The sequence below is a fragment of the Micromonospora sp. NBS 11-29 genome, assembly GCF_002140155.1.
Lineage (GTDB): Bacteria > Actinomycetota > Actinomycetes > Mycobacteriales > Micromonosporaceae > Micromonospora.
This window is the reverse complement of sequence record NZ_NAPR01000021.1, coordinates 70238-93260: the sequence shown is the minus strand read 5'-3', so window position 1 is coordinate 93260 and position 23023 is coordinate 70238. Positions and strand designations below refer to the sequence as shown.

Annotated in this window: 17 protein-coding genes and 3 pseudogenes; 14 read left to right on the top strand and 6 right to left on the bottom strand. The window is 74.3% G+C overall.

All coding sequences use genetic code 11. The annotated features are described in order from the left end of the window. Positions 1 to 32: 32 nt before the first annotated feature. The 4 genes and pseudogenes from eccCa (at position 33) to B1205_RS23595 (ending at position 6881) form a co-directional block, all read left to right on the top strand. Positions 33 to 3861, top strand: a pseudogene (gene eccCa, locus B1205_RS23610) (type VII secretion protein EccCa). An 88-nt stretch (positions 3862 to 3949) separates the two neighbouring features. Further along, the gene (mycP, locus tag B1205_RS23605; RefSeq protein ID WP_089157599.1) at positions 3950 to 5263 is read left to right on the top strand and encodes a type VII secretion-associated serine protease mycosin; all 1314 of its coding nucleotides are present in this window, start codon (positions 3950 to 3952) and stop codon (positions 5261 to 5263) included. 67 nt (positions 5264 to 5330) lie between these two features. After that, a complete protein-coding gene (locus B1205_RS23600) occupies positions 5331 to 6125 on the top strand; it encodes a phosphatase PAP2 family protein (RefSeq protein ID WP_089157598.1) in 795 nt (264 codons plus the stop codon). A 30-nt stretch (positions 6126 to 6155) separates the two neighbouring features. Further along, positions 6156 to 6881 (top strand): phosphatase PAP2 family protein, encoded by a 726-nt coding sequence (locus B1205_RS23595; protein ID WP_089157597.1) that lies wholly within the window; start codon positions 6156 to 6158, stop codon positions 6879 to 6881. Positions 6882 to 6912: 31 nt separating this feature from the next. Here the strand turns inward: B1205_RS23595 and B1205_RS23590 are convergent, their stop codons facing one another. The 6 genes from B1205_RS23590 to B1205_RS23565 all read right to left on the bottom strand — a co-directional run bounded on the left by B1205_RS23590 (position 6913) and on the right by B1205_RS23565 (position 12230). Further along, positions 6913 to 8091, bottom strand: coding sequence for a MarP family serine protease (locus B1205_RS23590; RefSeq protein ID WP_089157596.1), 1179 nt, complete (start codon positions 8089 to 8091; stop codon positions 6913 to 6915). Between the two features lie 76 nt (positions 8092 to 8167). Beyond that, entirely contained in the window at positions 8168 to 8845 is a 678-nt protein-coding gene (locus B1205_RS23585) for an NUDIX hydrolase (protein ID WP_089157595.1), read from the bottom strand. Then, positions 8842 to 9447 carry a TlpA family protein disulfide reductase gene (locus tag B1205_RS23580; protein ID WP_089157594.1) on the bottom strand — a complete coding sequence of 202 codons (606 nt, stop codon included), beginning with the start codon at positions 9445 to 9447 and terminating at the stop codon, positions 8842 to 8844. The genes B1205_RS23585 and B1205_RS23580 overlap by 4 nt, the downstream gene beginning before the upstream one ends. Next, positions 9444 to 10223 (bottom strand): endonuclease III, encoded by a 780-nt coding sequence (nth, locus tag B1205_RS23575; protein WP_089157593.1) that lies wholly within the window; start codon positions 10221 to 10223, stop codon positions 9444 to 9446. The genes B1205_RS23580 and nth overlap by 4 nt, the downstream gene beginning before the upstream one ends. Before the next feature lie 59 nt (positions 10224 to 10282). Beyond that, on the bottom strand, positions 10283 to 11497 hold the full coding sequence (locus tag B1205_RS23570) for a CapA family protein (protein WP_089157592.1): 1215 nt from the start codon (positions 11495 to 11497) through the stop codon (positions 10283 to 10285). Positions 11498 to 11567: 70 nt separating this feature from the next. Next, positions 11568 to 12230 (bottom strand): adenosylcobinamide amidohydrolase, encoded by a 663-nt coding sequence (locus B1205_RS23565; RefSeq protein WP_089157644.1) that lies wholly within the window; start codon positions 12228 to 12230, stop codon positions 11568 to 11570. Positions 12231 to 12404: 174 nt separating this feature from the next. Here B1205_RS23565 and B1205_RS23560 point away from each other — a divergent pair, with 174 nt between their 5' ends. The 10 genes and pseudogenes from B1205_RS23560 (at position 12405) to B1205_RS23520 (ending at position 23020) form a co-directional block, all read left to right on the top strand. Continuing rightward, the gene (locus tag B1205_RS23560) at positions 12405 to 13082 is read left to right on the top strand and encodes a Crp/Fnr family transcriptional regulator (RefSeq protein WP_007073398.1); all 678 of its coding nucleotides are present in this window, start codon (positions 12405 to 12407) and stop codon (positions 13080 to 13082) included. A gap of 174 nt (positions 13083 to 13256) precedes the next feature. Beyond that, the gene (locus B1205_RS23555; RefSeq protein ID WP_089157591.1) at positions 13257 to 14000 is read left to right on the top strand and encodes a metallophosphoesterase family protein; all 744 of its coding nucleotides are present in this window, start codon (positions 13257 to 13259) and stop codon (positions 13998 to 14000) included. A 112-nt stretch (positions 14001 to 14112) separates the two neighbouring features. Further along, the gene (locus B1205_RS23550; RefSeq protein WP_089157590.1) at positions 14113 to 14718 is read left to right on the top strand and encodes a TetR/AcrR family transcriptional regulator; all 606 of its coding nucleotides are present in this window, start codon (positions 14113 to 14115) and stop codon (positions 14716 to 14718) included. Between the two features lie 19 nt (positions 14719 to 14737). After that, positions 14738 to 15080: pseudogene (locus B1205_RS33145) on the top strand (maleylpyruvate isomerase N-terminal domain-containing protein); the annotation flags it as partial. Continuing rightward, entirely contained in the window at positions 15054 to 15503 is a 450-nt protein-coding gene (locus tag B1205_RS33140) for a maleylpyruvate isomerase family mycothiol-dependent enzyme (protein ID WP_369597312.1), read from the top strand. The pseudogene B1205_RS33145 and the gene B1205_RS33140, both read left to right, overlap by 27 nt. Next, positions 15500 to 17176, top strand: a complete 1677-nt coding sequence (locus B1205_RS23540; protein WP_089157589.1) for an acyclic terpene utilization AtuA family protein — start codon at positions 15500 to 15502, stop codon at positions 17174 to 17176. Before B1205_RS33140 ends, B1205_RS23540 begins: the two co-directional genes overlap by 4 nt. Beyond that, positions 17173 to 18257: pseudogene (locus B1205_RS23535) on the top strand (acyl-CoA dehydrogenase family protein). Before B1205_RS23540 ends, B1205_RS23535 begins: the two are co-directional and overlap by 4 nt. After that, entirely contained in the window at positions 18254 to 19855 is a 1602-nt protein-coding gene (locus B1205_RS23530) for an acyl-CoA carboxylase subunit beta (RefSeq protein WP_089157588.1), read from the top strand. The pseudogene B1205_RS23535 and the gene B1205_RS23530 overlap by 4 nt, the downstream one beginning before the upstream one ends. 10 nt (positions 19856 to 19865) lie before the next feature. Then, positions 19866 to 21866, top strand: a complete 2001-nt coding sequence (locus B1205_RS32800; RefSeq protein WP_089157587.1) for an ATP-binding protein — start codon at positions 19866 to 19868, stop codon at positions 21864 to 21866. After that, positions 21863 to 23020 carry an acyl-CoA dehydrogenase family protein gene (locus B1205_RS23520; protein ID WP_089157586.1) on the top strand — a complete coding sequence of 386 codons (1158 nt, stop codon included), beginning with the start codon at positions 21863 to 21865 and terminating at the stop codon, positions 23018 to 23020. The genes B1205_RS32800 and B1205_RS23520 overlap by 4 nt, the downstream gene beginning before the upstream one ends. Positions 23021 to 23023 lie beyond the last annotated feature (3 nt).

The window sequence follows — 23023 nt, the reverse complement described above, 5'->3', positions numbered from 1 at the left end:
CTCGGGTTACCGAGAGCCATGGGAGGCGGGTCGTGTCCACTGTCGTCATCAAGCGGCCGCCGCGCCGACCGGCCCCGGAGATCCCGGCCGGCGAGCTGCCCGTCGAGGCGCCGCCGGAGATCCCCACCGCGGCCGGCGGGCGCTGGCAGCAGGCGCTGCTGGTGCTGCCGATGGTCGGCGGGACGGTGGCCATGGCGATGTCGTTCGGCCGGGGCGGCGGGCCCTACTCGTACGCGGTGGGGGGCATGTTCGGGCTCTCCTCGCTGGCGATGCTGGTGACGACCTGGGGCACCGCCGGCCCGAAGAAGTCCGAGTTGATGGCCGCCCGTCGGGAATATCTGCGGCACCTGGCCACGCTGCGCCGCCGGGTCCGGCAGACCGCCGCCGCCCAGCGGTCCGGGCTCTCCTACCGCCACCCGGAACCGGCCCGGCTCTGGTCCACGGTGGACAGCCACCGGGTCTGGGAGCGCCGACCCGGCGACCCGGACTTCGCCGTGGTCCGGGTCGGCGTCGGGCCGCAGACACTCGCCACCCCGCTGGTCCCGCCGCTCACCCGGCCGCTGGAGGAGCTGGAGCCGATGACCGCCGGGGCGCTGCGGCGCTTCCTGGACGCGTACTCGGTGGTGCCGGACCTGCCGGTGGCGCTGTCGTTGCGCAGCTTTGCCCGGGTCTTCGTCCGCGGCCCGGCCGGCGCGGTACGCGGCACCGGCTCGCCCGCCGCCCAGGCGCTGGCCCGGGCGGTGCTCATCCAGCTCGCCGTCTTCCACGCGCCGGACGAACTGCTGATCGCGGTCTGCGCCGGGCCGGAGCGCCGGGAGCGGTGGGAATGGGTGAAGTGGCTGCCGCACGCCCACCATCCGACGCGCACCGACGCGCTCGGCCCGGTGCGCCTGGTCACCAGCTCCGCCGCCGACCTGGAACGACTCCTCGACGACGTGCTCGGCAGCCGGTCCCGGTTCAGTCCGCACGGCGCGGCCACCGACGGGCCGCATGTGGTGGTGGTGCTCGACGGGGGCGACCTGACCGGGGCCGCCGACCTGGCCGGCGACGGCGGCATCGACGCGGTCACCCTGCTCGACCTGGACACTCCGCCGCCCCGGCTGCTCGACCGGTACGCCCTGCTGCTCGACCTGGTCGACGGCCGGCTGCACTCGCACTCCGTCGAGGGGCCCGCCGAGGTGGGCACCGCCGACGCGCTGGCGTCGGNTGGCCGGCCCGGTACGCGGGCCGGACGCGCCGCCCGGCGCCGAGCCGGGCCTGCCGGAGCTGCTCGGTCTCGGCGACCCGGCGGGTTTCACCGCGGAGCAGGGCTGGGCGCCCCGCGCCGCCCGGGACCGGCTGCGGGTGCCGATCGGGGTGGGCGCCGACGGCGGAGCGGTCGACCTCGACCTGAAGGAGTCGGTGCTGGACGGCATGGGCCCGCACGGGCTGCTGATCGGCGCCACCGGCTCGGGCAAGTCGGAGCTGCTCCGTACGCTGGTGCTCGGTCTGGCCGCCACGCACAGCTCGGAGCAGCTCAACTTCGTGCTGGTCGACTTCAAGGGCGGGGCCACCTTCGCGCCGTTCGCGCGGCTGCCGCACACCGCCGCCGTGATCACCAACCTGGCCGACGCGCTGTCCCTGGTCGACCGGATGGTCGACGCGATCAACGGGGAGCTGATGCGCCGCCAGGAGCTGCTGCGTCGGGCCGGCACCTTCGCCAGCGTGCGCGACTACGAGCGGGCCCGCGCGGCCGGCAGTCCGCTGGCCCCGCTGCCGTCGCTGCTGCTGATCTGCGACGAGTTCTCCGAGCTGCTCTCCGCCAAGCCCGACTTCATCGACCTCTTCGTGCAGATCGGCCGGCTGGGCCGGTCGCTGGGGGTGCACCTGCTGCTGGCCAGCCAGCGGCTGGAGGAGGGTCGGCTGCGCGGACTGGACACGCACCTGTCGTACCGGATCGGGTTGCGCACGTTCTCGGCGCTGGAGTCCCGCACCGTGCTCGGCGTGCCGGACGCGCACGAGCTGCCCCGCTCCCCCGGGCACGGCTACCTGCGTTCCGGCACCGACCCGCTGGTCCGGTTCAAGGCCGCGTACGTGTCCGGGGCGGTCCGTCGCCGGTCCGGCCGAGCGGGCGCGTCCGGCGGCGGCAACCCGCGCGTGCTCGCGTTCTCCACCCACCGGGTGCCCGTGCCGGCCGCGCCGGCCGCCCTTCCGGCCGACGAGGAGAGCGGTGAGACGCTGCTCGACCTGCTGGTCGACCGGCTGGCCGGGCAGGGCCCGCCGGCGCACCAGGTGTGGCTGCCCCCGCTGGACGTCTCGCCCGCCCTGGACGAGCTGCTCGGCCCGGTCGGCGCCGATGCGGCGCGTGGGCTGACCGTGGCCAACCCGGAGCTGCACGGCGCGTTGCAGGTGCCGGTGGCGGTGGTGGACAAGCCGTTCGAGCAGCGGCGGGACCTGCTCTGGCTGGCCCTGGACGGCGCGGCCGGGCACGTCGCGGTGGTCGGCACCACCCGCAGCGGCCGGTCCGGCCTGCTGCGCACGCTGGTCTGCGCGCTGGCGCTCACCCACACCCCGGTCGAGGTGCAGGTCTACTGCCTCGACTTCGGTGGCGGGACGCTCGGCGCGCTGCGGGACCTGCCGCACGTCGGCGGCGTCAGCGGTCGGACCGACGGCACCGCCGTGCGCCGTACCGTCGGCGAGGTCGCCGGCCTACTCGCCGAGCGGGAGCGGCGCTTCGCCGAGTCGGGGGTGNCGGGCCGCGACACCGGCGGCCGGCCCCGCCGACGCCGATCCGTTCGGCGACGTGTTCCTGGTGGTCGACGGTTGGAACACGCTGCGCGGCGAGTACGAGGACCTGGAGCCGCTGGTCACCGAGTTGGCCACCCGGGGGCTGGCGTACGGGGTGCACGTGGTGGCGAGCGCGCTGCGCTGGTCGGACTTCCGGCCGGCGATCCGCGACCTGTTCGGTTCCCGACTGGAGTTGCGCCTCGGCGACCCGGCCGACTCGGTGGTGGTGAAGCGGGCGCTGGCGGCGACCGTGCCGGAGGAGCGGCCGGGGCGCGGGATCACCGCCGGTGGGTTGCACTTCCTCACCGCCGAGCCCCGGTTCTCCACCGTGGGCACGGAGACCGGCGACCTGGTCAAGGCGGTGGCCGGCGGCTGGGCGGGTCCGGTGGCGCCCCGGGTGCGGCTGCTCCCGCCGGTGCTGCCGTACGCCGAGGTGGACCAGACCGCGACCAGTGGGCTGGCGTTTCCGATNACTTCGTGGTCTTCGGCGACGCGGAGTGCGGCAAGTCCTCGTTCCTTCGCGCGTTGGCCACCTCGATCGTCCGCCGGTTCACCCCGGAGCAGGCCCGGGTGATCCTGGTCGACTACCGGCGCAGCCTGATGGGCACGATCGAGAGCGCACACCTGATCGGGTACGGCACGGCCGCGCCGCACACCACCGAGTTGATCGAGTCGGCGGCCGGTTATCTCCAGGGGCGGCAGCCCGGCCCGGAGGTGACCCCGGCCGAGTTGCGTACCCGGTCGTGGTGGACCGGGCCGGAGCTGTTCGTGCTGGTGGACGACTACGACCTGGTGGCCGGTGGGCCGACCAACCCGTTGCGCGCGTTGGAGGAGCACCTCCCGCACGCCCGGGACGTCGGGCTGCACCTGGTGCTGGCCCGGCGCTCCGGCGGCGCGGGCCGGACCGCGTACGAGCCGATCATCCAGCGGTTGCGGGAGTTGTCGACGGCCGGGCTGGTGATGTCGGGCGGCCCGGAGGAGGGGCCGCTCGTCGGTCAGGTGAAGGCCGGTCCGCTGCCCGCCGGCCGGGCCCGCCTGGTCACCCGCCGCGAGGGCGTCCGGCTGGTGCAGTTGGCTCATCTTCCGCCCGGGTGACCACACTCGTCGAGTTGCCCCGTGACGGACGGGACAACCGGTAATCTCCGAGCAGCATGTGTCTGACGCGACGGAATGGCTGGGGAATGTGACCAGGGATCGGCGGGGTCTTCCCGGTGTGCCGTCCCGGCGTCTCGCCGGGCGGGCGGTGCTCGCCGCCGCGGCGGCGCTGGCCGTCACCGCCGGTCCGCTGGCGCCGCCGGCGCGGGCCGCCTCCGTCGCCGCCCGGGAACCGTTCTGGTCGGCTCCGACGGGCACGTTCCGCGTCGACCTGGTCCGCGACGAGCAGTGGCAGTTGAAGGAACTGCGGGCGAAGACCGCTTGGCGGACCTCGACCGGGCGCGGCGTGGTGGTCGCGGTGATCGACTCCGGGGTGGACGCGTCCCATCCCGACCTCGCCGGGCAGGTGTTGCCCGGCCTCGATCTGGTCGAGCCGGGTGGGGCGCGCGAGCCGGACCCGGTCGGTCACGGCACCACGGTCGCCGGGCTGATCGCCGGACGGGCGGACGACGGGCGTGGCGTGGTGGGGCTGGCCCCGGACGCGAAGATCCTCCCGGTCCGGGTGCTGGACGCGGAGAACCGGTACGACGACGCCCTGATCATCGCGAAGGCCGTGCGTTGGGCGGTCGACAACGGCGCCCGGGTGGTCAACCTGTCCCTGGGCGGCAGTGGCGACAGCCCGGCCCTGGCCGCGGCCCTCGACTACGCCTTCGCGCGGGACGTGGTGGTGGTCGCCTGCACCGGCAACCTGGCCACCTCGACCACCACCGACGTCTGGTACCCGGCCCGGGAGCCGGGCGTGCTGGCGGTCACCGGGCTGGAACGCAACAGCGAGAACCTGTGGTCCGGTTCGATCACCGGCCACGAGACCATCCTCAGCGCGCCGGCCACCGCGCTGTACGGGGCCCGCTCCCCGGGTGGCTACTGGCGGGTGCAGGGGACGAGCTTCGCCGCGCCGCTGGTCGCGGCGACGGCGGCCCTGGTCCGGGCCCGCTACCCGCGGATGCCGGCCGGCGACGTGGTCAACCGGCTGATCAGCACCGCCCGCGATCTGGGCCCGACCGGCCGGGACGACCGGTTCGGCTACGGCATGGTCGATCCGGTGGCGGCGCTCACCGCCGACGTGGCACCGGTGGGGCGCAACCCGCTCGACGACAACACCGCTCCCGGGGTGGTGGGCTTCGGGCCCGCACCCGGCGCGGAGCGGGACACCCGGGCCGCGGCGGCGCGGCAGGGCGGCGACGCGTTCGGCCGTCCGCAGTCGACCGGGTGGTCGGCTCGGCCGGCTGGCCAGGCCGACGTCTCCGCGCCCGAGCGGCTGTGGACGGGGCTGGCGCTGCTCGTCGCCCTGGTCACCGGCACCGCGCTGATGGTGCGCCGCTTCCGGCGGTCCCGCCACTGACCGGCGACGACCCGGGCCCGTCACGGGACCGGTCTGCCCACGCCACGACCTGGGTAGTGAACGACACATGAACGTCACGGATACGACAGCCGAACGCGAGCGGTCCTGGCGGAGCCGCCGCCTCGACCCCGACCGTTCGCTGGGTCTCCGGCTCACCCTGGCCGCCGCCGCGGCCTTCCTGGTGCTGGTGCCGTTCGCCCTGCTCGCGTTGCTGGTGCTGGGTGCCTGGCCACCGTTGCTGCGGCTGGACGCGTCGGTCACGGATGCGTTCCACGGCTACGCCCTGGCCCACCCGGCCTGGGTCGACGTGATGACCGTCTGGACCCACGTCCTGGGGCCCGGCCCGCTGCGGGTGGCCGCCGCGGTCGTGGTGGTCTGGCTGGTGCGGCGTGGTGCGCCGCGACTGGCGATCTGGGTGGTCACCACGATGGTGGTCGGCGGACTGCTCGGCGCGCTGCTCAAGCTGCTGGTCGGCCGGGACCGGCCGGACCTGCTCGAACCGGTGGCACGGGCGGCCGGTTACTCCTTCCCGTCCGGGCACGCGCTGACCGCGGCACTGGCCTCGGGGGTGCTGCTGCTGGTCTTCCTGCCGTTCGCCCGGGACAGTCGCCCGCGACGGGTCGCACTGTGGACCGCCGCGGCGCTGATCACGGTGGTGACCGGGCTCAGCCGGGTCGCGCTGGGCGTGCACTGGACCAGCGACGTAGTGGGCGGATGGGTGCTCGGCGGTGCCGTGGTCGCGGCCACCGCGGCCGGTTTCGCCACCTGGCGGACCGGAACCGGCCGCCGACCGGCCAACCCGCTGCGGGAGGGGGTCGAGCCCGAGGTGGCCGATCCGGGGTGGATGGATAGACGCGCGTAACGCCGTGCCCGACGGGGTAAAGGGCGGTTCATGTCCGATGTCGTGGTCCGGATCGCCCGGCGCGTACTGCTGCCGCTGGTCCTTCTCTTCGCCCTCATGGTGGGGCTGGGTCTCCTGGTCACCCGCGTGCTCGCGCACACCTGGCCGTTCACCGTGGAGGACGCGGTCAACCGCGAGCTGGCGGGCGACCGGACGGCGGGGTGGAACGACGTGTCGCTGGTCTTCAGCACGTTGGCCAGCACCCAGATGATCGTCGTGGTGACCGTGCTGGCGGCGCTCGTGCTGCGGCTGGTGCTGCACCGCTGGCGGGAGCCGCTCTTCCTCTGCGCGGCGGTCAGCGCGCAGGCGCTGATCTTCCTCTTCACCACCATGGTGATCGACCGGAACCGCCCGATGGTGGAGCGTATGGACGCCTCCCCGCCGACGTCGAGTTTCCCCTCCGGGCACACGTCGGCGGCGACCGCGCTCTACGTCGGTCTCGCCCTGCTGCTGGCGCTGCGGGCGCGCAGCACCCCGGCCAAGGCCACCTGGTGGGCGTTGCTGGTGCTGGTGCCGCTGGGCGTGGCGCTGACCCGGATGTACCGGGGCATGCACCACCCGAGCGACGTGGTGGCCTCGTTCCTCAACGGCTGCACCTGCGTGGCGATCATGGCGCGGGCGGTGCTCGACCGCACGCTCACCTGGGGCCGGACGAAGCTACCGCTGAGCCGACCGGGCGACGACGTGGCGCCGGCGGCCGCTCCGGCGGGCGGCTGACCGCCGCGCCGGGCGGCCGGCGTCGGCCGGCTCAGGTGCAGTCGCCGGTGGCCACTCCCCGGGTACGCTCCGCGCCGGCCAGCGCCGTCGACCGCGCCTCGGCCGCGGTCACCGCGAAACCGGTGTTCGGGTCGTCCGCGGCCGCCGCGAAGATCACGCCGAGCACCAGCCCGTTCGAGGAGACCAGCGGGCCGCCGGAGTTGCCGCTGCGCACCAGCGCCCGGATGGTGTAGATCTCCCGCGTCACGTCACCGGCCGAGTAGATGTCCGGCCCGGTGATCCGGTCGACGTCACGCACCCGGGCCGGGCGGGCATCGTACGGGCCGTCCAGGGGGAAGCCGAGCACGATCGCGTCGGCGCCGCTGGCGGCGGCCCCGGCGGCGAAGCGCAGTGACGGCCCGGGCAGCCCGGGGACGTACAGCACGGCCAGGTCCCGTGCCGGGTCGTAGACCACCACCTCGCCGTCGTAGCGTTCGCCGCGCAGCTCCACCGCGACCGAGCGGGTGCCGGCCACCACGTGCGCGTTGGTCATCACCCGGTCGTCGGCGTAGACGAAGCCGGAGCCCTCGATGCGGCGGGAGCAGCTCGGCGCGGAGCCGAGCACCTTCACCACGGACCGCCTGCTGTTCTGCACCACCTGCGAGTTGGCCAGCGCCGGGTCGGGCGGGGACACCTGCCGGGCGGTCGTGCGGTTCAGCCCGTTGAACACGTCGGGGAACCCGTTGGTGTCGACGGTGTCCCGCAGGGCGGTGGAGAGTTCCTGGGCCCGGTCGGGCAGCACCCGGTCCACCACGGTGAGCAGCGCGCTGTTCTTGACGGAGGCGGCCAGCCAGGGCACCGACGAGGAGCCGAGCGGCACCGCGACCAGCCAGGCCACCAGCATGACCGCGATGACCGAGATGAACGCGCCGCCCACGTCGTCGATCTTCTTGCCGGCCGGGCCGGTGATGGCCGCGCGCAGGTTGGAGCCGAGCCAGCCGGCCAACGCCTGCCCCAGCACGGCGAGCCCGAAGATCGCCACCAGGGAGATCAGCACCCGGGTGCCGCTCGACACGAACTGCTGGGCGATCAGCGGGCCGACCTGGAGGCCGAGCAACGCGCCCAGGAAGAAGCCGGAGAACGACAGCGCGCCGATGACGAAGCCCTGGCGGTATCCGCTGATCGCGAACACGAGCATGAGCAGGAGCAGTACGAGATCCACGGCGGACACGCCCCAAGGGTACGGGCAGCGCGCTCACGGGCGGCTCAGCGCTCGCTGAACGTGACCTGAGAATGCGCCCGGGTGATCAGCGCACCGGGCTCTCGTCGGCGGCGTCGGTGCCGGCCGACGGGGCGGGTGCGGCGCCGACCGGCGGCAGCTCCACCACCCGGGAGCGCGGCCAGGGCCGGGCCCAGCCGCCCAGCTCCAGCAGCCGGTCGATCACGCCGGCCGTGAAGCCCCACACCAGCATGCCGCGCACCGAGAAGGCCGGGCCGGTCCAGCCGCTGGGATGGCGTACCCGCATGCGGTTCTCCGGGTCGACCAGCTCGGCGACCGGCAGCCGGGCGACGTGCGCGACCTCGGCCGGCTCGCGGGGGTGCACCGGGTGCGGGTCGTGCCACCAGGCGAGCACCGGGGTGACCACGAAGTCGCTGACCGGGATCCAGAGCCGGGGCAGCTCGGCGAGCACGGTGACGCTGCCCGGGTCGAGGCCGACCTCCTCGTTCGCCTCGCGCAGCGCGGTGGCGCGGGCGTCGGCGTCCTCCGGATCGGCGGCGCCGCCGGGAAAGGCCGGCTGACCGGCGTGGTTGCGCAGCGTGGCGGCGCGCTGGAGGACCAGCATGTCCGGCCCGACGCCGGGGTCCTCGCCGAGCAGCACCAGCACCGCGCTCTCCCGGCCNGTGAGGCGGGTGAAGTCCTCCGCCCGCGCGGTGCCGAGCCGGCCCAGCAGCGGGTCGAGCCATGCCGGTGGCCGTCGGGTCATACCCGAACCCCGAGGTGGGCTCGGACGAGCGCCGCGAGGCGGGCGTCGTCCAGCGCGCCGGTGCCCTCGACGTGCCGGATCCGGCCGTCGGAGTCGACCAGCACGGTCAGCGGGAACGCGTTGCGTTCGAGCGCGCGTTCGAACGCGTTGCCCTGGTCGACCAGCATCGGAAAGCCGACGCCGAAGTCCTCGCCGAGGGACTGCGCGCCGCCGCGGCTGTCCCGGCTGTTCACGCCGATCACCTGGAACCGGCCGTCGGCCCGCTCGCTGAGCCGCTGGAAGGCGGGCAGCTCCTTGCGGCACGGCCCGCACCAGGACGCCCACACGTTGATCACGGCCGGGCCCCTGACGTCGCGCAGCTTCACCGGCGCGCCGCCGGTGAAGCAGTTGAGCGCCAGGTCGGGCAGCGGGTCGCCGGTGGTGTCGCCGGGTGCGGGCGCGGCCGAGGCCGGCGCGACGGTCAGCGGGGCGCAGTCGGCGAACGGCGACGGGCGTTCGGCCCGGGTGGCCGGTGGCGGGCCGGGCGGCTCCTCGGTGGCCGCGGTGCACCCCGCCGCCGCCAGCAGCAGCGGAACGAGCAGGTACGCGAGCCGGCGGGTCACGGCACGTCCGCCACGGTCGCCTGCTGCGGCACCAGGTCGGGGTCGAGGCCGACGGCCGCCGCCAGGTCCCGTGCGCGGGGGCCCTTCAGCAGTTTGGCCGCGGCGGCCGGCTCGGTCGGCCCGGTGCCGTAGGCGGGGCAGAGCTTCGCCAGCGTGCACGCGCCGCAGGCCGGCTTGCGGGCGTGGCAGACCCGACGGCCGTGGAAGATGATCCGGTGCGACAGCATGGTCCAGTCGCGCCGGGGGAAGAGCGCGCCGATCGCGTGCTCGATCTTGACCGGGTCGGTCTCGGTGGTCAGCTGCCACCGCTGCACCAGCCGCTGGAAGTGGGTGTCGACGGTGATGCCGGGGACGTCGAACGCGTTGCCGAGGATGACGTTCGCCGTCTTGCGCCCGATCCCCGGCAGGGTGACCAGGTCGGCCAGCTTGCCGGGCACCTCGCCGTCGTACCGCTCGCAGAGCGCCCGGCCCAGGTTGATCAGTGAGCTGGTCTTGTTGCGGTAGAACCCGGTCGGCCGGATCAGCTCCTCCAGCTCGGCGCGGTCCGCCCCGGCGTAGTCGGCGGCGCTGCGGTAGCGGGCGAAGAGCTTCGGTGTGACCTCGTTGACCTTCTTGTCGGTGCACTGGGCGGACAGGATCGTGGCGACGGCCAGCTCCAGGGCGTTGGCATGGTCGAGCTCACAGTGCGCGTCGGGGTGGGTCTCGGTCAGCACCCGGCCGATGCGGCGGGCGCGACGCGTACGGCCGAGATCGGTCTCGGGGGAGCGCGTGGTCACGCCGGCCAGCCTACGTCGCGGGGCCGACGCTGCGACGGGTCGACGCGGGCGGCGTGTGCTCAGCCACCCGCCGGCGCGCTGATCTTGCCAGCCGCGTCGATCTTCGCGCCGGTCTTCGGGAAGTCCGCGCCGGTCACCTCGCGGACCAGCCCGAGACCACGGTCCTGCTGGTCGACCGACGGCCGGCCGACGCCGTTCATGACGGTCGAGGTGAACGTGCCGCCGACGAAGCGACCCTCGGCGGTGAGCGACACCTTGAGCACGCCGCCCCACCCGAGCCGGCCGGCGCTGTTCAGCGACTTGCCGCCACCGGCGAAGTTGCCCAGGCTGTAGGCGATCAGCCGGCCCTGGTAGAACTCCATCCCCCGCAGCACATGCGGGCCGTGCCCGATCACCAGGTCGGCGCCGGCGTCGATGACCGCCCGGGAGAAGCGCATCGGGTCGCCCCGGTTCTCGCCGACGTACATCTCGGTGCCCGGCTTCACCCGGGTGCGGTCGGCCCCCTCGGCGCCCATGTGCACCTGCACCACCACGAGCTGGGCCTGCCCCTTGGCCATCTCGATGACCTGCTTGGCGGCGTCGGTGTCGATGAGGCTGTTCGACCAGGGGTACGACGAGAAGCCCACCACAGCGACCTTGACGCCCTTGACGTCGAGCACGGTGATCTCGCCCGGCGCACCCGTGTGCTTGAGCCCGTGCGCCTCCAGCGCGGACTGCGTGTTCTCGTAGCCCTGCTGACCGTAGTCGTTGCCATGGTTGTTGGCCTGGTTGAGCAGCTGGAACCCGGCCGAGCGCAGGTGTGCCGCGTAAGCGGGCGGCGCCCGGAACTGGTAGCAGTTCTTCGGCGCCGGGCCGCACTTGCCGGCGCCCGTGTCGTCGGTGAGCGGTTCCTCCAGGTTGCCCATCACCAGGTCGCCCTTGAGCGCCGACTTGACGTCGTCGAAGAAGCCCTTGCCGCCGTTGGGGGGCAGCCGGTCCGGGGCGTTCCCCATGATCACGTCACCGGTCGCGGTCAGCGAGATCGACGGCCCGGTCGCGTCACCGGACCCTGACGGCTGCTCGCCCGTAGGGGGCTCCGCCGAGCTGGTCGCTCCGCCACCCTGCCCGGACTGCCAGAGCGGGCCGTCGCCGCCGCCGGAGTCCCCGCAACCGGCGGCGAACAGGACGGCGGCGAGCGCGGCGAGCGCGGCGAGTCGCGGGCCGCGGACGGCGCGGCGCGGCGCGGGACCGGCGGTGCGGCGGGAACGGGGCACAGAGGGGGCGGGAGCGTACATCGTCGGCGACGCTACCGTCCGGCGATCGTCGCGACGAGGGCCGATCGGTCGGAATACCCGGCGGCCCACGTCAGCCCGCCCGCCGGTCGGACCAGGGTACGACGGTGTCGACGCCACCGGCCCGCACGGCGGCGTGCACGGCCCGGGCCAGCGGGGCGCCCCAGGTGGAGCGGGGGCCGCCGTAGGGGGCCGGCTCGCCGTCGGCCGGGCAGAGCACGGTCACCGCGTCGGTGGCGGTGCCGGTGGCCGGCAACCCCAGCTCCCAGATCGCCTGCGCCTTCGCCTCGGTGGCCGTGGCCACCGCGTTGACCAGGGCGGCGTCGGAGAGCCGGGCGGGCACGTACCCGACGATGTTGACCGTGCCGACGCGCTGGGCCGGCACCTCGGGCGCGGGCGCGGCGGCCCACACCGGGGTGCCCAGCCCGACGGTCGCCCAGACCCGGACGCCACCGTCGGCCCGGCGCACCACCTCGGTCACGTCCACGCCGGTCAACAGCCCGACCCCGGGACCGTCCAGGTCATGGTCGCGGGCCAGTTCGGCCAGGTGGGCGGCGGGGTCGTCCCGGTCGTACGACATCGGCACGGTCGCGTTCACCACCCACCGGCGCACGCCGATCCCCCCGCCGAGCGGGGCGGAGCCGACCGCCAGCAGCGGCACTTCGGCCCGCCAGATCAGCAGCGGAATGTCCCAACCGGCCTCCCGCCGGCTGGTCAGGAACGGCTCACCCAGCACGCCGGTCACCCTACGATCACAGGTGGGAGGGGGTGACGTCGGTGCGGGCCGGAGGGCGGGATCCAGGGGTGCACCTCTGATTCCTGCTCATGTGCGCCTAGACTGGCGGCGCGCGAGGGATCAGCGGACGGCGGACCCGGGCCGACGGACGGCACGCGCAGGCGGAGGTGCGCGATGGACGAGGTACTGGCCCGCAGCGGGATCTTCCAGGGGGTCGACCCGGAGGCTGCCGAGGCGCTCGCCAAGGAGATGGAGACGATCGAGGTCCGCAAGGGCGAGGTCGTCTTCAACGAGGGCGAGCCCGGCGACAGCCTCTACATCCTGCTGTCCGGCAAGATCAAGGTGGGTCGCCGCGCGGCGGACGGCCGGCAGAACCTGATCGCCGTGATGGGCCCGTCGGACATGGTGGGCGAGCTGTCCCTCTTCGACCCCGGCCCGCGTACGGCGACGGCCACGGCGGTCACCGACACCCGACTGGTCCGGCTGCGCAAGCAGGCCCTGCGCCCGTGGCTGAACAACCGTCCCGAGATCGCCGAGCAGTTGCTGCGGGTGCTGGCCCGCCGGCTGCGCCGGACCAACGACTCGCTGGCCGACCTGATCTTCACCGACGTCCCGGGCCGGGTCGCCAAGAACCTGCTCCAGATGGCCGGCCGGTTCGGCACCCGCGACGGCGGCGTGCTGCGGGTGACCCACGACCTCACCCAGGAGGAGATCGCGCAGCTCGTCGGCGCCTCCCGGGAGACCGTCAACAAGGCGCTCGCCGACTTCGCCTCGCGCGGCTGGCTGCGACTGGACGGCAAGAGCATCATCATCCTCGACCCGGAGCGCCTGGCCCGCCGCGCGCGCGTCTGACGACCTCTCGCCGGGCTTTTCCCGGCACCGATCCGTCCCGGCCCGGACCGCCCCTGTGCGGCCGGGCCGGTCCGTTCCGGTACCGCCCCGCAGTCCTCGGGCCGACCAGCGGGCTGCCGTCTGCCGAGCGCAGAATTCCTGGCACCGGCGGCGCGGGCCGCGCAGGCTGGGGCGATGCTCGAACGTGTCGCCGTCCTCTCCGACATCCACGGTGTGCTGCCGGCGCTGGAGGCCGTCCTGGCCGAGCCGGACGTGGCCGCCGCCGACCTGATCGTGCTCACCGGTGACCTCGCGGCCGGCCCGCAGCCGGTCGAGGTGCTGGACCGGTTGGCCGCGCTCGGTGACCGCGCCCGCTGGGTCGGCGGGAACGCCGACCGGGAGCTGGTCGAGGCGCGGGCCGGAAAGCCGTCGCCGATCGAGGTCTCGAACTGGGCCGCCGGGCAGCTCCGCGACGACCAGGTGGCCCGACTGGCCGCGCTGCCGCCACACGTCACGCTGCGGGTCGCCGGTCTCGGCCAGGTGCTGTTCTGCCACGCGACGCCCCGCGACGACGAGGAGGTCGTGCTGGTCGACTCGCGGCTGGACCGCTGGGCCGAGGTCTTCGCCGGCCTCCCCGCCGAGGTCGCCACCGTCGTCTGCGGGCACACCCACATGCCGTTCGCCCGGCTGGTCGACCGCCGCCTGGTGGTCAACCCGGGCAGCGTCGGCATGCCGTACGGGGGCGCGGGCGCCTGGTGGGCCCTGCTCGGTCCGGGCGTGCAATTGCGCCGGACGGCGTTCGACGTGGACGTCGCGTGCGCCCGGATCGCCGCCGGGTCCGCCTTCCCCGACGCGGCGGCCTGGGCCGACGAGTACGTCCGCTCCCGCCACTCCGACGTCGACGCGCTGACCGTCTTCGCGCCCCGCGACGGCCGCTGACGCTGACGGGTGTTAAGCGGGGCCCCTTCCTCTACCGAATGCGTTAAGCAGGTCCCCCTCCTTACAAAAAGTCAGGCTTGACTGTTTGTTTTGGGGGCGGCAGGCTGGGTCGGTGCGCGTCCCCCAGCAGCAACGCAGCCGCGCCACCCAGGCCCGGCTGCTGGAGGCGACCGTCGAGTGCCTGGTCGAGCACGGCTGGTCCGGCACCACCACGACGGTGGTGGCGACCCGGGCCGGCGTCTCCCGGGGCGCCCAACTGCACCACTACCCGACCAGGGCGGCGCTGGTCACCGCCGCCGTCACCCACCTGACCGAGCGCCGGGCGGCGGAGCTGCGCACCGAGGCGGCGGCCCTGCCCGCCGGGCCGGACCGGCTCGACGGGGTCGTCGACCTGCTCGCCGCCGCGTTCACCGGCCCGCTCTTCGTCGCCGCGTTGGAGCTGTGGGTGGCCGCCCGCACCGACGCCGAACTGCGCGACGCGCTGGTCCCGCTGGAGGCCCGGGTCGGCCGTGAGATGCACCGGCTCACGGTCGAGCTGCTCGGCGTGGACGAGCGCCGACCCGGCGTACGCGAGGCCGTGCAGGCCACGCTCGACCTGCTGCGCGGCCTCGGAGTGGCCAACCTGCTCAGCGACGACTCGACCCGCCGCGTCGCCCTGCTGCACACCTGGAAGCGCCAGCTCGCCGCGCTGCTCTCGCCGGAGGGCGCACGGCACTGATCCCCCGCCCGGAGGCACCATGGTCGACCTGACAGCACTGCTCGCGGACCTGGCCGCCGAGTCTGAGCAGCTCGACGCGCTCGTCACGGAGCTGCCACCGGCGGAATGGGACCGGCCGACACCGGCCGAGGGCTGGACGGTCGCCCACCAGATCGCGCACCTGGCCTGGACCGACCACGTCGCGCACCTGGCGGCCACCGACGAGTCGGCGTTCTTCGCCTCGATCACCGCCGCGCCGGACCCGTCCCGCCTGGTCGAGGACGGCACCCGGGCCTTCCNGGGCCGGCCGGTCGGCGCTCGCCGGGGCGCTCGCCGCCGTCCCGCCCGGGCGGAAGATGCCCTGGTACGGCACGAGCATGTCGCCCGCCTCGATGGCCACCGCCCGGCTCATGGAGACCTGGGCGCACGGGGAGGACGTGGCCGAGGCGCTCGACGTCCGGCGTACCCCGACCGGGCGGCTGCGGCACGTCGCGCACCTCGGCTTCCGTACCCTCGGGCACGGCTTCGCGGCCCACGGCCGTGCGGTGCCCACGGCGCCGGTGCGGGTGGAGCTGACCGCGCCCACGGGCGGTGACGTCTGGGGCTTCGGGCCGGCGGAAGCGGCCGACCGGGTGACCGGCCCGGCGCTCGACTTCTGCCTGTTGGTGACGCAGCGCCGGCACCGGTCCGACCTGGCCCTGGTCGCCGCCGGGCCGGTCGCCGACGAGTGGCTGGACGTGGCCCAGGCGTTCGCCGGGCCGCCCGGCGGCAAGCGGGAGCCGGCCGGACGCGGCGGGCCGGCATGAGCGCGCTGCGGGTCGGCAACGCGTCCGGCTTCTACGGCGACCGCTTCGTCGCCTGGCGGGAGATGCTCGACGGCGGTGAGCTGGACGTGCTGACCGGCGACTACCTGGCCGAGCTGACCATGCTGATCCTCGGTCGGGACCGGATGCGCGACCCTTCACTCGGCTACGCGAAGACGTTCCTGCGGCAACTGGAGGGCGTGCTCGGCACCGCGCTGGAGCGCGGGGTCACGCTGGTCACCAACGCCGGCGGCCTGAACCCGGCCGGCCTGGCCGACGCCGTCCGGTCACTCGCCGCGCGGCTCGGCCTCGACGTGCGGGTCGGGTACGTCGAGGGCGACGCGCTCCCGCGGCCGGACGCGCTGACCGCGAACGCGTACCTGGGTGCGTTCGGGATCGCCGCCTGCCTCGACGCGGGCGCGGACGTGGTGGTCACCGGGCGGGTCACCGACGCGTCGCTGACGGTCGGGCCGGCGATCGCCCGCTTCGGCTGGACCCGGGACGACCTCGACGCGCTGGCCGGGGCGACGGTGGCCGGGCACCTGATCGAGTGCGGGGCGCAGGTCACCGGCGGCAACTTCAGCTTCTTCACCGAACTGCCCGACGGCGGCCACCGGCCCGGCTTCCCGATCGCCGAGCTGCACCCGGACGGCTCGTCCGTGCTCACCAAGCACCCCGGCACCGGCGGCGCGGTCACCGTCGAGACGGTCACCGCGCAACTGCTGTACGAGGTCGGTGGGCCGGACTACCTCGGGCCGGACGTGGTGGCCCGGCTGGACACGGTACGGCTGGAGCAGGCCGGTCCGGACCGGGTCCGGGTGTCCGGGGTGCGCGGCACGCCGCCGCCGGCCACGCTCAAGGTGGGCGTCAACAACCTGGGCGGCTTCCGCAACTCGATGACGTTCGTGCTGTGCGGGCTGGACATCCCGGCCAAGGCAGCCCTGGTCCGGGGCCAGGTCGAGGCGGCAGTCGGCCCGGCGGGGCTGGAGTTCACGCTGGCCCGCACCGACCACCCGGACGTCGGCGACACCGAGGCGGCGAGCGCGCTGCTGCACGTACACCTGCGTGACGGCGACAAGGCGCGGGCCGGGCGCGCGTTCTCGGCCGCCGCGGTGGAGCTGGCGCTCGCCTCCTACCCGGGCTGCACGTTGACCACGCTGCCCGGCGACGCGACGCCGTACGGCGTGTTCACCGCCGACACCGTCCCGCAGGACGCGGTGTCGCACACGGCGGTGCTCCCCTCCGGCGAGCGCGTACCGATCCCGCCGCCGCCCGTCACGAGGCGATTGGCGGGGCCCCCGCCTCTACCGAATGCGTTAAGCGGGGGCCCCGCCTTGCATCCCACCCGGCGGGGGGCGCTGGGTGAGGTGGTGGGGGCGCGCTCGGGCGACAAGGGCGGCGACGCCAACCTGGGCGTCTGGGCCCGTACGGACGCCACCTGGCCCTGGCTGCGCACCTGGCTCACCGTCGAACGACTGGCGGACCTGCTGCCGGAGACCGCGACGTTGACCGTGGAGCGCCACGAGCTGCCGAACCTGCGCGCGGTCAACTTCGTGATCCGAGGGCTGCTCGGGCCGGGTGTGGCCGCGTCCACCCGGTTCGACCCGCAGGCCAAGGCGCTCGGCGAGCTGCTCCGCGCGCGGGTGGTCGACCTGCCGGCGGAGGTGCCCGCATGACCATCGTCGACACCCCCGAGCGCCGGCAGCTCCGCGAGCTGACCCGCGCCTTCGTCACCCGGGAGGTGCTGCCGCACCTGGCCGACTGGGAGCGGGCCGGCGAGGTCCCCCGGTCGCTGCACGGGACCGCCGCGAAGCTCGGCCTGCTCGGCATCGGCTTCCCCGAGTCGGTCGGCGGCAGCGGGGGCGACCTGCTCGACTCGATCGTGGTCACCGAGGAGATCATCCGCTCGGGCGGCTCGTCCGGGCTGGTCGCGGCGCTGTTCACGCACGGCATCGCNCGACCCTGGCCGGGACCATGATCGGCGCGCTGGCGATCACCGAACCGGACGGCGGCTCCGACGTGGCCGCCATCCGCACCTGCGCGGTACGCGACGGCGACCACTACGTGGTGAACGGCTCGAAGACGTACGTCACCAGCGGCGTCCGGGCGGACTTCGTGACCACCGCGGTCTGCACCGACTTCCCCGGCTCGGGCTCGCTGAGCCTGCTGGTGATCGACAAGGGCACGCCCGGGTTCACCGTGGGCCGGCGGCTGGAGAAACTGGGCTGGCACTGCTCGGACACCGCCGAGCTGTCCTTCACCGACGTCCGGGTGCCGGTGGCGAACCGGGTCGGCCCGGAGGACACCGCGTTCCTCGCCATCATGCAGCAGTTCGCCACCGAGCGGCTGTCGCTGGCCACGCAGGCGTACGCGACCGCCCAGCGCTGTGTCGACCTGGCGGTGCGGTGGTGCCGGGACCGGTCCACGTTCGGCCGCCCGCTCGCCGGTCGGCAGCTCGTCCGGCACCGGCTGGCCGAGATGCACACCCGCGCCGAGGCGGCCCGCGTGTACGTGCACGAGGTGGCCGAGCGGGTGGCCGCGAAGCAGCCGGTGGTGACCGAGGTGGCGATGGCGAAGAACGTGGCGGTGGCCGCCTGCGACCACGTCGTCGACGCCGCGCTGCAACTGCACGGCGGCTTCGGCTACCTGCGCGACGCCGAGGTGGAGCGGCACTACCGGGACGCCCGCATCCTCGGCATCGGCGGCGGCACCACCGAGATCATGAACGAGATCATCGCGAAGGGCATGGGCCTGTGACTGTCCTCCAGAGCACCCTCGACACCACCTCCGCCGTGTTCCAGGCCAACCGGGAGGCGCTGCTGGAGCGCCTTGCCGAGCTGGAGGCGGCGCTGGACCAGGCGCGGGCCGGCGGCGGCGAGAAGTACGTGACCCGGCACCACGGGCGCGGCAAGCTGCTCCCCCGGGAACGCATCGAGCTGCTGCTGGACCCGGACAGCCCGTTCCTGGAGCTGTCGCCGGTGGCCGCGTACGGCACGGACTTCCCGGTGGGTGCGAGCACCGTGACCGGCATCGGCGTGGTCGAGGGCGTGGAGTGCCTGGTCGTGGCGAACGACCCGACGGTACGGGGCGGCGCGGTCAACCCGTGGTCGCTGGCGAAGACCCGCCGGGCAGGCGAGATCGCGTTGGCCAACCGGCTGCCGATGGTGAACCTGGTCGAGTCCGCCGGCGCGGACCTGCCCAGCCAGGCGGAGATCTTCATTCCCGGCGGGCGGGTGTTCCGCGACCTGACCCGGCTCTCCGCGGCGAAGATCCCCACGGTCAGCGTGGTGTTCGGCAACGCCACCGCCGGCGGCGCGTACGTGCCCGGCATGTCGAACTTCACCATCATGATCCGGGACCGGTCGCAGGTCTACCTGGCCGGGCCGCCGCTGGTGCGGATGGCGACCGGCGAGGTCACCGACGACGAGTCGCTGGGCGGGGCGGCGATGCACGCCTCGACGTCGGGTCTCGCCGACTTCCTCGCCGAGGACGAGCGGGACGGCATCCGGCTGGCCCGGCAGTGCGTCCGCCGGCTCAACTGGCGCAAGCAGGGCCCGCCACCGCGCACCCGGTCCCCCCGACCACCCCGGTACGACCCGGAGGAGCTGCTCGGCATCGCCAGCGCCGACCTGAAGGTGCCGTTCGACCCGCGCGAGGTGCTGGTCCGGGTGTTGGACGACAGCGCGTTCGACGAGTTCAAGCCCGCCTACGGCACCGCCCTGGTCACCGGTTGGGGCGAGCTGCACGGCTGGCCGGTGGGCGTGCTGGCGAACGCCCGGGGGGTGCTGTTCAGCGAGGAGGCGCAGAAGGCGACCCAGTTCATCCAGCTCGCCAACGCGGCCGACACGCCGCTGGTCTTCCTCCAGAACACCACCGGTTACATGGTCGGCACCGAGTACGAGCAGCGCGGCATCATCAAGCACGGCGCGCTGATGATCAACGCGGTGTCGAACTCGACCGTGCCGCACCTGACGGTGAACCTGGGCGCCTCCTACGGCGCCGGCAACTACGGCATGTGCGGCCGGGCGTACGAGCCGAGGTTCCTGTTCACCTGGCCGAACGCGAAGTCGGCGGTGATGGGGCCGGCGCAGCTCGCCGGTGTGCTGTCGATCGTGGCCCGGCAGGCGGCCGCCGCCCGGGGACGGGACTACGACGAGGACTCCGACGCCGCCATGCGGATGATGGTCGAGCAGCAGATCGAGTCGCAGTCCGGGGCGCTGTTCCTCTCCGGGAGGCTCTACGACGACGGGGTGATCGACCCCCGCGACACCCGTACCGTCCTCGGGCTGTGCCTGTCGGCGATCCACAACGGACCGGTGAAGGGCGCCGACGGTTTCGGCGTCTTCCGGATGTGAGGGCAGGGCTATGATCAACACGCTTCTCGTGGCCAACCGGGGGGAGATCGCCCGCCGGGTCTTCGCCACCTGCCGGGCGCTCGGCGTGCAGACCGTGGCCGTGCACTCCGACGCGGACGCCGACGCGCCGTTCGTGGCCGAGGCCGACCGGGCGGTCCGGCTGCCGGGGAACGCGCCGGCCGAGACGTACCTGCGCATCGGGGCGATCCTCGACGCGGCCCGGCGCTCCGGCGCGGACGCCGTCCACCCCGGCTACGGCTTCCTCGCCGAGAACGCCGAGTTCGCCGCCGCGGTGACCGACGCCGGTCTGACCTGGGTCGGGCCGCCGGCCAAGGCGATCGCCGCGATGGGCGACAAGATGGCCGCCAAGGCGCTGCTCGCCGACGCGGGCGTGCCGATGCTGCCGACCTGGACCGACGCCGACCAGGTCACCGACTTCCCGGTGCTGGTGAAGGCCGCCGCGGGCGGCGGCGGCCGGGGCATGCGGGTCGTCCGCGACGCGGCCGGGCTGGCCGAGGCCGTCGCGGGCGCGCGCCGCGAGGCGGCGGCGGCGTTCGGTGACGGCACGGTCTTCATCGAGCGGTACGTCGAGCGCGGTCGGCACGTCGAGGTGCAGATCTTCGGTGACACCCACGGCACGGTGGTGGCGCTCGGGGTGCGTGACTGCTCGATCCAGCGCCGCCACCAGAAGATCGTCGAGGAGGCGCCCGGCGTGCTCCCCGACGGGGTGCGGATGCGGCTGCACGAGGCGGCGGTGGCGGCCGGGCGGGCGGTCGACTACGTGGGCGCCGGCACGGTGGAGTTCCTGCTCGCACCGGACGGGCAGGTCCACTTCCTGGAGATGAACACCCGCCTCCAGGTGGAACACCCGGTCACCGAGCTGACCACCGGCCTGGACCTGGTCCGGCTGCAACTGCTGGTCGCCGAGGGCGAGCCGCTGCCGGTCACCACCACACCGCCCGCCGACGGGCACGCCATCGAGGTGCGCCTCTGCGCCGAGGAACCGGCCGAGGGCTTCCGTCCGGCCACCGGCACGCTGCACCGGTTCGCGATCCCCGGCGTCGACGCCGAGTTCGGGCCGACGCGCGGGCTGCGCCTGGACTCCGGCGTGGTGGACGGCTCGACGGTGAGCGTGCACTACGACTCGATGCTGGCCAAGCTGGTGACCTGGGCGCCCACCCGTGCCGAGGCGGCCCGCGCCCTGGCCGGCGCGCTGGCCCGGGCCGAGCTGCACGGCGTGGCCACCAACCGGGACCTGCTGGTCCGGGTGTTGCGCAGCCCGGAGTTCGCCGCCGCCGACGTGGACACCGGCTTCCTGGACCGGCACCCCGAGGTCTTCACCCCACTGCTGCCCGCCGACCAGCTCCCGGTGGTCGCGCTCGCGGCGGCGCTGGCGGGTGCGGCCGCGCGCCGGGCCGCCGCGCCGGTGCTGGCCGGGCTGCCGTCCGGCTGGCGCAACGTGCCCGCCGTCCCGCAGGTCACCCGCTTCACCGACATCGAGATCCGCTACCGCCTCACCCGCACCGGCGCACTCGCCGAGTGGGAAAGGCGGGGGCCCCGCTTAACGGATTCGGTAGAGGCGGGGGCCCCGCTTAACACCGACACCCCACCGGTGGAGCTGGTGAGCGCCGCGCCGGATCGGGTGGTGCTCGACGTCGACGGGGTGCGGCGCGCGTTCCGCGTACACCGGGTGGGGTCGTCGGTCTTCGTGGACGGCCCGGACGGGGCGGCGAGCCTCACCGAGCTGCCGCGGCTGCCCCTGCCCACGGTGGAGCCGGCGGCCGGGTCGCTGCTCGCGCCGCTGCCCGGCGCGGTGACCCGGGTGCATGTCGAGGTCGGTCAGCGGGTCGCCGCCGGTGACCTGCTGCTGACGCTGGAAGCGATGAAGCTCGAACACCCCGTGCTCGCCCCGGCCGACGGCGTGGTGGCGAAGCTGCCGGTCGCGCCCGGCGGTCAGGTGGAGACGGGTGCCGTGCTGGCCGTGGTGGACCCCGAGGAGGACCCGCGATGAACGTCGACCTCACCGAAGAGCAGGACCAGCTCCGCGACGCCGTACGCGCGTTGGGCCGCAAGTACGGCCACGACTACTTCGTGCGCAAGGCCAAGGCCGGAGAGCACACCACCGAGCTGTGGCACGAGGCCGGCCGGCTGGGCTACCTCGGCGTCAACATCCCCACCGAGTACGGCGGCGGGGGCGGCGGCATCACCGAACTGGCGCTGGTCTGCGAGGAACTGGCCGCGGCGGGCTGCCCGCTGCTGCTGCTCGTGGTCTCCCCCGCCATCGCCGCCACGGTGATCAACAAGCACGGTACGGAGGAGCAGCGCAAACGGCACCTGCCCGGCCTCGCCGACGGCTCCCAGAAGATCGTCTTCGCGATCACCGAGCCGGACGCGGGCTCGAACTTCCACCGCCTCGGCACGGTGGCCCGCCGCGACGGCGACGACTGGCTGCTCACCGGCCGCAAGGTCTACATCTCCGGCGTGGACGAGGCCGGGCACATCCTGGTGGTGGCCCGGACCGAGGACACCGGGAAGCTGAAGCCGGCGTTGTTCATCGTGCCGACCGACGCGCCCGGCCTGGAGAAATCCAGACTGGAAATGGAGATCGTGTCCCCGGAGAACCAGTTCCTGCTCTACCTCGACGACGTCCGCCTGCCCGCCGACGCGCTGGTCGGCCAGTCGCTCGACGCCGGGCTGCCGGCGCTGTTCGCCGGGCTCAACCCGGAGCGCATCACGGTCGCCGCGATGAGTGCCGGCACCGGCCGGTACGCGATCGAGAAGGCGTCCGCCTACACCGCCACCCGCAAGGTGTGGGGCGGGCGGTCGATCGGCTCGCACCAGGGCGTGGCGCACCCGCTCGCGCACGCGGCCGTGCAGGTGGAGCTGGCCCGACTGATGATCTACAAGGCGGCCACGCTCTACGACGCCGGACGCGACCTGGAGGCGGGCGTCTCCGGCAACATGGCCAAGTACGCGGCCGGCGAGGCCGCCGCGCTCGCCGTCGACACCGCCGTCCAGGCGCTCGGGGGTGCCGGCATGACCACCGAGTACGGCGTGGCGACGCTGCTCGGCGCGGTGCGGGCCGGCCGGATCGCCCCGGTCAGCCGCGAGATGATCCTCAACTTCGTCGCCCAACATGTCCTGCACCAGGACAAGTCCTACTGAGCC

What these genes read in the sequence shown, in the direction of transcription:
- B1205_RS23600 (WP_089157598.1), top strand. Translation starts at nt 5,331, where the DNA reads ATGAACGTCACGGATACGACAGCCGAACGCGAGCGGTCCTGGCGGAGC.
- B1205_RS23595 (WP_089157597.1), top strand. Translation starts at nt 6,156, where the DNA reads ATGTCCGATGTCGTGGTCCGGATCGCCCGGCGCGTACTGCTGCCGCTG.
- B1205_RS23570 (WP_089157592.1), bottom strand. Translation starts at nt 11,497, where the DNA reads ATGTACGCTCCCGCCCCCTCTGTGCCCCGTTCCCGCCGCACCGCCGGT.
- B1205_RS23560 (WP_007073398.1), top strand. Translation starts at nt 12,405, where the DNA reads ATGGACGAGGTACTGGCCCGCAGCGGGATCTTCCAGGGGGTCGACCCG.
- B1205_RS23555 (WP_089157591.1), top strand. Translation starts at nt 13,257, where the DNA reads ATGCTCGAACGTGTCGCCGTCCTCTCCGACATCCACGGTGTGCTGCCG.
- B1205_RS33140 (WP_369597312.1), top strand. Translation starts at nt 15,054, where the DNA reads ATGCCCTGGTACGGCACGAGCATGTCGCCCGCCTCGATGGCCACCGCC.
- B1205_RS23540 (WP_089157589.1), top strand. Translation starts at nt 15,500, where the DNA reads ATGAGCGCGCTGCGGGTCGGCAACGCGTCCGGCTTCTACGGCGACCGC.
- B1205_RS32800 (WP_089157587.1), top strand. Translation starts at nt 19,866, where the DNA reads ATGATCAACACGCTTCTCGTGGCCAACCGGGGGGAGATCGCCCGCCGG.
- B1205_RS23520 (WP_089157586.1), top strand. Translation starts at nt 21,863, where the DNA reads ATGAACGTCGACCTCACCGAAGAGCAGGACCAGCTCCGCGACGCCGTA.